The organism is Streptococcus sp. DD11 (genome assembly GCF_001578865.1).
GTDB classification, from domain to species: Bacteria; Bacillota; Bacilli; order Lactobacillales; family Streptococcaceae; genus Streptococcus; species Streptococcus panodentis.
Genome location: NZ_KQ969392.1, coordinates 554,278 through 562,887 on the forward strand (window position 1 = coordinate 554,278; position 8,610 = coordinate 562,887).

Consider the following 8,610-nt stretch of genomic DNA (forward strand, 5'->3'; position numbering starts at 1 on the left):
GAGCTTTTGGCCCATCAGTACAATGCCAAGCAGCTGCCTGACTACGGCTTTTTCAGCGACCACTTCCGCGACACGGTAAAGCAAACCATCGCCCAGAGCCGGCAGACTGACGGCAAGGAGGCCGCCAGCCAAATGGCCAATGTCCTAACAGCCAATGTCGGGCTAGAAGGTCCAGCTCACTTTCTGGCTCCCCAGCAGGCTCTCAATTATGTAGAGTGTCATGACAATGCTACTGTCTTTGACTATTTTGACATTCTGAATCCTTCGATTACGCTGCGGCAGCGGCTGGCCAATTCTCGGCTGGCCCTGCATCTGGTCCTGCTGGCTCAGGGCATTCCCTTTATCCACAGCGGGCAGGAGTTTTTCCGGACCAAAAATCTAATAGACAACAGTTACAATCTGCCAGACGAAGTCAACAAGCTGGACTGGCTGCGCTCACTGCATTATACGGAAGACATTGCCTTTTTCAGGAAGCTGATTGCCTTTCGAAGGGCGCATCCGCTCCTGCGCTTCCAGACCAGTGCTGAGATTAAAAAAGCCTGTCAGGTCCGCTGGCTGACGGACAGCCTGCTGGAATACAAGATCCAAAAGGGCAGGCAGACGCTGACCATTGTCGTCAACTTTGGCGACCAAGAGATGCTTTATGAGAACAAAGACAGGCAGCAGCTCTACCTGCAGTATCCGGCCATTGATGTCCAAGCCCCCATCGCTCCTCTGGCGGACAGCTATCCCGTTCCCAGCAAGCAAGTCATCGTGCTGAAATAAGAAAAAAAAAGAGCTCTTGTCTCTTTTTTTGTGTACAGTCTTTTAGTTTGCTTTTAGTATGAGGCAGCGAGCCGCAGACAGTACTGGCGTACGGCAAGGCGAGCTAACAAAGTAATAAAAGATAAACTAAATGACGATATTAGACTTGACCGGAACCCCTATGCTGTGTCAGTTGGCCTTAAGCGGTCGGCACACAAGCAAACGCCTCCGTCCTTTCATTGCCGAAAGGAAAAACCTAAGGTCTTTTCGTTTGACCCGCTCAAAAGCTTCAGAGAAGGGGGTTGAGGCGGCGGATAGAGCTTCCATGAAGAAGTCTCAAAAGCAGGCTATTGAAGCTGGGACAGCCACTCATCTGCAACCTTCCTGCCTCACCATCTCATTTCTGGGCTCGGGCTGGCGGTGGGGCAGAACTAAATTTTTAAAAATTTAGTTCCCTTCACTCTTTTGTTTCTAAGCTCAGGCTGAAAAGGTCCCCCGGAACTGCCTCGCTTTCCAGTTTTCTGGCTCGGGCTGAAAAGGTCCCCCGGAACTGCCTCGCTTTCCAGTTTTCTGGCTCGGGCTGAAAAGGTCCCCCGGACCTTTTCACTCCTCTACAAATTTTCCCAAGATATGTACATTGTCAGCGACGGAGACAAAGGCGGTGGGATCGGTTTTTTTCATGATGTACTTAAACTCATTGAACTCGGCCCGGGTGATGACGGTAATCAGCACTGCCTTTTGCTCATGATTATAGGTTCCTTCTGCGCCCTTGACGACAGTTGCCCCGCGGTGCAGCTTGTTGTGGATTTTGTCAATGACCTTATCGGGATGGCTAGTGATAATCATAGCCTGCATGCGCTTCTGCTTGGTAAAGACAGCATCCGTTACCCGGCTGGATACGAAAATCGTAATCATGGAGTAGAGCGCATATTCCCAGCCAAAGGTCAGACCGGCAATCAGCATGATAATGCCGTTGACAATGAGGGAAATACTGCCGACATTGCGACCCGTTTTCTTGCGAATGGTCAGACTGACAATATCGGTCCCGCCGCTGGAAATACTGGATTTGAGGGCAAAGCCAATCCCTGCCCCCATGACTACGCCGCCAAAGAGAGCATTGATAATCGGGTTGGTGGTCAGAGTCACCTCTGGCACAAACTGGATAAAGAGCGAGCTCATACTGACCGTGATAAAGGTAAAGACGGTGAACTTATGGCCAATCTGATACCAAGCCAAAATCATCAGAGGGATATTAATGGCATAAAAGGTAACGGACACTGGAATGGTAAAGCCCAGAAAGCGGGTACTGAGGGCTGTAATCACCTGAGCCAGACCGGTCGCTCCGCTGGAATAGACATGCCCGGGCTGAAAGAAGAAATTGACCGCTACAGCCGACAGAAAGCCGTAAACAATGGAAGCCGAAATCTTCTCATCGTATTTCTCGCGGGAGATGCTCTTTAAGGTCCGCAACAGTTTGACATTATAGGCAACTCTGCGAACATAGTAGCGAAAGAGTTTATAAAAATTAGTCCTTTTCATGTGCTTCCACTTGTAAACTTAATTCCTCTAACTGGGCAGCTGCAACTGGGCTAGGTGCCTGGGTCATTGGGTCAGATGCCCTGTTGTTCTTCGGAAAGGCGATAACTTCACGGATATTGTCCTCGCCAGCCAAAAGCATAACGAAACGATCCAGCCCCAGAGCCAAACCGCCGTGCGGCGGGAAGCCGTAGTCCATCGCTTCCAAAAGGAAACCAAACTGCTCAGCAGCCTCCTCAGCTGAGAAGCCCAAAGCCTTGAACATGCGCTCCTGCATGTCTTTCTGGTTGATCCGAAGACTGCCGCCGCCCAGCTCGTAGCCGTTTAAGACAATGTCGTAAGCAATCGCACGAACCTTGCTCAAATCGCCTTCCAGCTCTTGCTCAGAATCTTTCTGAGGCAGGGTGAAAGGATGGTGGGCACTCATGTAGCGGCCCTCTTCCTCTGACCATTCAAACATGGGCCAGTCCACCACCCAAAGGTAATTGAATGTATCAGGGTCAATCAAGTCCAACTCTTTGCCCAAACGTACACGAAGAGCTCCCAAAGCAGCATTGGCCACTTCCAAAGTATCCGCTACAAAGAGTACCAAATCATTGTCTTCCAGCTGTAAAGTTGCTGTCAACTTGCTTGACAAGTCTGTCAAGAACTTGGCAACCGGGCCTGCCAGCTCACCGGCAGAGTATTTGACCCAGGCCAGCCCCTTGGCACCGTGCTGCTTAGCCTGCTCTGTCAGCTTATCAATGTCCTTGCGGGAATATTTGTCAGCGGCATTTTTCACCACAATCGCTTTAACAGCCGGAGCCTCCGCAAAGACTTTAAAGTCAATCCCCTTGACAAGCTCTGTTAAGTCCTGCAACAACATCTCAAAACGAGTATCAGGCTTATCAACACCATAAAGCGCCATGGCATCATCATACTTCATACGAGGGAAAGGCAGAGAAACATCAATGCCTTTGGTCTCTTTCATAACACGAGCAATCAAGCCTTCTGTAATGTCCTGAATCTCCTGATCAGACAAGAAAGAAGTCTCCAAGTCCACCTGAGTAAACTCTGGCTGGCGGTCACCGCGCAAATCCTCGTCCCGGAAGCATTTAACAATCTGGTAATAACGGTCGAAACCAGCATTCATCAAGAGCTGCTTGGTAATCTGCGGACTCTGGGGCAGAGCGTAAAAGTGCCCTTGATGAATCCGACTAGGCACCAAGTAATCACGCGCTCCTTCTGGCGTTGACTTAGATAGGAAAGGTGTTTCCACATCAAGAAACTCCAGCTCATCTAGATAGTTGCGGATAGAGTGAGTCACCTTGGCACGGAGCTTGAAGTTTTCCAGCATCTCTGGCCGGCGTAAGTCCAGATAACGGTAGCGCAAACGCGTGTCGTCATTGACCTCAATGCCATTTTTGATCTCAAAAGGCGTCGTCTTGGCTGTGTTTAAGACAGTCAGACTTTCCACATGCAGCTCGACGCTTCCTGTCGCCAGCTTGTCATTAGCCTGCTCACGCGCAGCCACCTTGCCCGTCACTTCCAGTACAAACTCACTGCGCAGACTCTCTGCTGTCGCCATGACCTCGGCAGCTACGGTCTCAGGATTGATGACCAGCTGCATTATGCCCTCACGGTCGCGCAAATCAATGAAAATCAGACCGCCCAAATCCCGACGGCGGGCCACCCAGCCCTTCAAGGTGATTTCCTGACCGACATGCTCCGCTCGAACACGTCCCGCATACATGCTACGTTTCATTCTTACTCTCCAAACTTTTAATGCTGTTACTATTTTACCACAAAGAGGCGGGGAAAGTGCACTCACTGACTATTTTTCTGAAAAAATCTCGGATGCCAATCCCACTGACCGATAGGAAGAAAACCCGCAGAATTTCTGCAGGTTTGTGAATAGCTAATCTTTTTTTCGATCTTCATAGAGACTGGGTGCAAACGCTTTTGTCACCATGGCCGTCAAGAAGCGAAAACCTCCCGCTGCCAGACCAAAAATCGGCGCCAAGGCATGGAAGAAAAAATCCCCCCGCAGAAAATAGGCCAAAAGCCCCGTAATCACAAAGATAGCCAGCCCCTGAATCAGAGCATAGAGCAGAATTTTTTTCATCGCTTCCTCAACTTTCTACAGACTATTATAGCATAAGGGGGGAATGAGTGGAGAAAATTTTATCTTTTTAGAATATAGAAATATAATAAGATTTCTACAAAATAAACAGTGTTCTTATTATCATCTAATTGACAGATTGACGAGCAAAAAAAACTGAATAATGGAGATAAAAGAGAAGGCAACTGTCTCCTCTATAATTACTCTACTCTTGTACTAAACAAAGAGACCCAAAAGTTAGATTTTTTGTCTAACTTTTGGAATGCCTCTCACTCTGTCATACTATTTTGGCTTTTTTTATATTCTTTCGACTTTTCACCATACCAGTCTTTAACTGAGTAGCCGAATTGTTTCCGATATTGTTCAGAATATTTAAAAAGATAATAGCCTCTCAGAAGGTCAATAGAAAAGACATATACAGCAAATAAAAGAATCGCAGGCACAAAAGGTGTGACAATAGCATTGATTGCCCCCCTAGTATCACTTCCTGTCGAACGATCAAATAGTGCTAAAAAAGCAGTAATTCCCGTTCCCCCTATAAAAATGATGCCATCAGAGACTTTCTCTGTAAACAAAGCTGATAAAGGAACAAATGGTTCCCTTTTTTCTACCGATTCTCTTATTTTTCTAGGAACGGTTCTCATGAGATAATAGCAGACAATTACAAACAGAAATCCCGATAGAATTCCTAGAAGATTTCTTCGTGAAGCTATTGATAAAGTTAAACAAATTTCCATTATGAATATTAACAGAAGCATATAACAAAAAGTTATATATTTTAAAATCATTGGGTTGTTTCTATATTTTATAGAAAAAATAATATAAATGATGTAAAACATAAAGAACATAAGAATTAAAGGTACATTAAACCAACTGAAATTTTGCGTAGTATATATAGTATCACCGCTTAATAGTACAGGAACTACTAAAGATAAAATATATAGCAAGATTGAAAACAATGCAAATCCTATGAATCTTTTATAACTCCCTTTAGTCTTTACCTTATTTATAATATCTTCATTAACGAAAGATTGACTTTCTTCAAATGTATAATTGAATAATCTCATTTATATCCTCCATTATCCAAACCATCCTAGAGAAGGTGCACCTGAGAAAAGGTTTTTTGCAGCATCGGAAACAAAGTTCTTAACTGCTTTCTCTCCTTCATGAAAAGCATTTCCCACCGTGGTTTTAACGGAGTCAACAGCGTTTGTAACCCCTTTCCCAACAGCAGAATTAGCTACCCAATCATAAGCAGCGTTAAATCCATTCTTGACATGTTTATCCCAGTCAGGTATAGCCCATCCTATTAAATTTTTAGCTAATACTACACCAACACCTAAAATACTCAACAAAGCAGGAGTATTTTTATCTAATAGCCATTCAGAAATTTCACCATCAAGTGTCTGCCCTTTAAACGAAATTTCTTTCCCACTTTGTGCCCAAGCAATATTAGTTAGTGCATCACGAGTTGTAGAAAAAGTAACAGAGTGACCTTTGTAATTCTTTCTCAACTCTTCAACTCGCTTAGCCTCTTCTTCGGCTGCTTTCAGTGTTTCAGGAGAAGTTTCTTTCAAACGAGAAAAGTAATCCCAGTACTGTTTAAGCACATCATCGTCCGGAAGTTTAATTAGTCTTACTCGTGAAGCGTCAAATAGTCTACCACTGTAGTCCCCGCTATATGTTTTTAAATTTTGTTTAAATTCTTCAAAATTCTTGCTACTATGAATAATTTTAAATAATGTAGAATTTCCATTCGCAATCATCTGTTGGGCTGTTGGGCCGTTTACTGACTAGGGAGCTCCTTGAAAGCCATAATTATAAAGCACTTGTCTCTCTAAAGCAACTCTCCCACTCTGAAACTCCCCATAGGAATGTCCTGTTGTTGTTGTGATATAGTGTCCTTTTGCTTCTACCCTATCATAGAAATCAATAGCAGGCTGACTCATCTTCTTGAGATATAACGTATCATTCAAACCAATTGTTAAGTCGGTAATAATATCTTTTTGACCATCAGCTTTAGCATTTGTTCCTGCATAAGCAATATAAGTTTCTTCAGTTAATTTGTCATAAACTGCAATTGCCGCAACACCTGTGTCTCTATCATACATGGAACCAACAATTTCTGTATCTGTCGGCACAATCGTCTTACCTACAGCAATTTTATCTATGCCACTAACGTCAGATACTGATTGTCCAACCTGAGCCTCTCTGGCCTTTATTGCATCCGTATAGATGTTCTCGTATGTATAGACAGCATCCGATATTTGCGATGCCATATCTACCCGTCGTTCAGTTTTCTCTAACTCATTCATGTTCTACTCCTCCCCCGCTTCTTTAAAATCAATATGATTTAAAACACTAATATATTGTCCATTCTCAGCTTCAATACTGATATCCACCGAGAACTCTCCATAACCTCTATTAGTTAAAGTAATGCTTACGTAGCTTTTGCTCTTAATATTATAATTATTTTTTATCTCTTTTACAAAATCAAGATTATCATTAGCTTTATAAGTAATGGTTTGTAAAGTTGTCTCTGGATGATCTTTTTGAATTGAAATAATCGGTAATTTTCGAAAGACTCCCTCATGAATCTGAAGATTAAAAAGCCGCATATCATACTCTTGTGGGACTTCTTCTAAATAATTTAAGTGCTCATTCTCATAAATCACCTTATAAAGAGTTGAATTTGGCTTCCCATCATTATAACCAATATTATAATTTCCCTCTAATACATTGCCTTTTCTTTCTAAATCTATTTTATGGTGTTGTAAAGTACTTGAGGGATTCTCCTGTTCCAATAAATAAGAGCTATATTCTTGAACAGTTGATAAATCTTTCTTTTCTGCTGCTAAAAAGTCAAAGAAAGGCTTGAAGCTATTTTCCAGAACATATTCGTCCTCTGTTCGATTTTCAGGAACTGAGGAATTCAGTGTCCTACAACCATTTAATAATACCATTATTAATATTCCTCCTATAATTGTTAATAGAATCTTTAGCGTTTTCTTCATTTTTGCTCCTTTTTACTGCATAGTTACTTTAACCCTACTTCCAAGTCCATCTACTACATAGTAGTGTATTTGCCCTTCTAATTGCCCTTCTCTTAATGGCTTGTTTGTAATATTTAACAACGATTGATCACTGATTCTCATCCCTAACAAACCTTGTTTAAGGCCTTTAGCTAACTTAGAAGCCGAATCAATTTGTCGATTAAGAGTTGGCCCAGTCATCACGATGGAACCATAGCCACCTCGTAACCCTTTATCTAGCGCATAAGCTAAATAATCTAAAGCACTGTTAGATAGCTCATTAACCAATTCAACCATGTTATAAATGATAAGAGTAGCTTCATGCTGATCTCTACGTTCTGCTATTCTTGTTTGAATGCGATTTTTAACATCAAAGATTAGGTCTGAGGCTTCCTCTCCACTAGCTAGTAAAACCCCCTCCATCTCAGGCAGATTATGATACTTCGGCGCTAGCACAATCACCTTCTGCTTGCCTCGTGCAATCTGCTCCGTCAAAGCACTCATCTGCTCTTCTTTATCTGTTAAGTAGAGAAGATTGCCCTTAGAGAGGTTCCAAGTAATTGGTTCAACCATCTCCATGTCCAATCCTAGTGGTACCAAGCCCCGCTTATAAGCTGCTTGGACGCTGGCTCGGCTGTAGAAATCTGCCTCCGTCAGCTCCTCCGGTACCATCGGAATGGCACTTGGTCGCTGGCCGGTCCAAGCTTCTTGGAGAGAAGCGACTTCCTGACGCAGGTTGTTGAGCACTTGTGCATCATTGGCACCCGCTACTGGCAGAGCCAGCTGGAGCACATCCACTTCGTCACGCTTCATGAGCGCCCGGCCCTTGATGTCTTCCATGGTCGCCGCAAGCGGGGTAGAGCCCACGATAGAGCGGACTTCCCCCACATCATTCTGTGGCAGGGTCAGCTGGTGCTTGAAGTTGGCATAGAACTGCGCCCGCAGGTTGGACTGACGGCCCGCTGTCACGAGGAGGTGCACACCGATGCTGAGACCTTCACGGGAGATCCGCACCAAGAGCTTGAAGAGCTCCGCTTCATAAGCCTCCTCCTTCATGGACTCATAGCTGTCCAGCAGGATGACGATAGCCGGCTCTTCCTTGCCGCTGGCCTGACGGTAGAGCTCTAGTGTACCAACACCGTAGTCAGACAAGAGCTTCTTCCGCCGGCTGAGCTCCCGCTCCATGATCCGTACGAA

Annotated in this window: 8 protein-coding genes and 1 pseudogene; 1 reads left to right on the forward strand and 8 read right to left on the reverse strand. The window is 44.3% G+C overall.

The features are described from left to right. A partial coding sequence (locus tag STRDD11_RS14130; RefSeq protein WP_241209288.1) for an alpha-amylase family glycosyl hydrolase occupies nt 1-765 on the forward strand: 765 nt, incomplete at its 5' end. A gap of 582 nt (nt 766-1,347) precedes the next feature. Here the strand turns inward: STRDD11_RS14130 and STRDD11_RS02615 are convergent. The 8 genes and pseudogenes from STRDD11_RS02615 to STRDD11_RS02650 all read right to left on the reverse strand — a co-directional run. After that, a complete protein-coding gene (locus STRDD11_RS02615; protein ID WP_128835055.1) occupies nt 1,348-2,283 on the reverse strand; it encodes a YitT family protein in 936 nt (311 codons plus the stop codon). Continuing rightward, a complete protein-coding gene (gene aspS, locus STRDD11_RS02620) occupies nt 2,270-4,024 on the reverse strand; it encodes an aspartate--tRNA ligase (RefSeq protein WP_128835057.1) in 1,755 nt (584 codons plus the stop codon). The genes STRDD11_RS02615 and aspS overlap by 14 nt, the downstream gene beginning before the upstream one ends. 153 nt (nt 4,025-4,177) lie before the next feature. After that, nucleotides 4,178-4,384: a hypothetical protein gene (locus STRDD11_RS02625; protein ID WP_128835059.1), complete on the reverse strand. Its 207-nt coding sequence runs from the start codon at nt 4,382-4,384 to the stop codon at nt 4,178-4,180. 266 nt (nt 4,385-4,650) lie between these two features. Continuing rightward, nucleotides 4,651-5,448: a hypothetical protein gene (locus STRDD11_RS02630; RefSeq protein ID WP_128835061.1), complete on the reverse strand. Its 798-nt coding sequence runs from the start codon at nt 5,446-5,448 to the stop codon at nt 4,651-4,653. A gap of 12 nt (nt 5,449-5,460) precedes the next feature. Next, the gene (locus STRDD11_RS02635) at nt 5,461-6,147 is read right to left on the reverse strand and encodes a hypothetical protein (protein ID WP_128835064.1); all 687 of its coding nucleotides are present in this window, start codon (nt 6,145-6,147) and stop codon (nt 5,461-5,463) included. 27 nt (nt 6,148-6,174) lie between these two features. Then, nucleotides 6,175-6,696 (reverse strand): hypothetical protein, encoded by a 522-nt coding sequence (locus STRDD11_RS02640; protein WP_128835066.1) that lies wholly within the window; start codon nt 6,694-6,696, stop codon nt 6,175-6,177. Nucleotides 6,697-6,699: 3 nt separating this feature from the next. After that, nucleotides 6,700-7,395 (reverse strand): hypothetical protein, encoded by a 696-nt coding sequence (locus tag STRDD11_RS02645; RefSeq protein WP_128835069.1) that lies wholly within the window; start codon nt 7,393-7,395, stop codon nt 6,700-6,702. 12 nt (nt 7,396-7,407) lie between these two features. Continuing rightward, nucleotides 7,408-8,610: pseudogene (locus STRDD11_RS02650) on the reverse strand (FtsK/SpoIIIE domain-containing protein); the annotation flags it as partial.

Bases quoted from the DNA above. Each gene is read 5' to 3' on its own strand.
- STRDD11_RS02630 (WP_128835061.1), bottom strand. From the start codon at position 5,448: ATGAGATTATTCAATTATACATTTGAAGAAAGTCAATCTTTCGTTAAT.
- aspS (WP_128835057.1), bottom strand. From the start codon at position 4,024: ATGAAACGTAGCATGTATGCGGGACGTGTTCGAGCGGAGCATGTCGGT.
- STRDD11_RS02645 (WP_128835069.1), bottom strand. From the start codon at position 7,395: ATGAAGAAAACGCTAAAGATTCTATTAACAATTATAGGAGGAATATTA.
- STRDD11_RS02625 (WP_128835059.1), bottom strand. From the start codon at position 4,384: ATGAAAAAAATTCTGCTCTATGCTCTGATTCAGGGGCTGGCTATCTTT.
- STRDD11_RS02640 (WP_128835066.1), bottom strand. From the start codon at position 6,696: ATGAATGAGTTAGAGAAAACTGAACGACGGGTAGATATGGCATCGCAA.
- STRDD11_RS02635 (WP_128835064.1), bottom strand. From the start codon at position 6,147: ATGATTGCGAATGGAAATTCTACATTATTTAAAATTATTCATAGTAGC.
- STRDD11_RS02615 (WP_128835055.1), bottom strand. From the start codon at position 2,283: ATGAAAAGGACTAATTTTTATAAACTCTTTCGCTACTATGTTCGCAGA.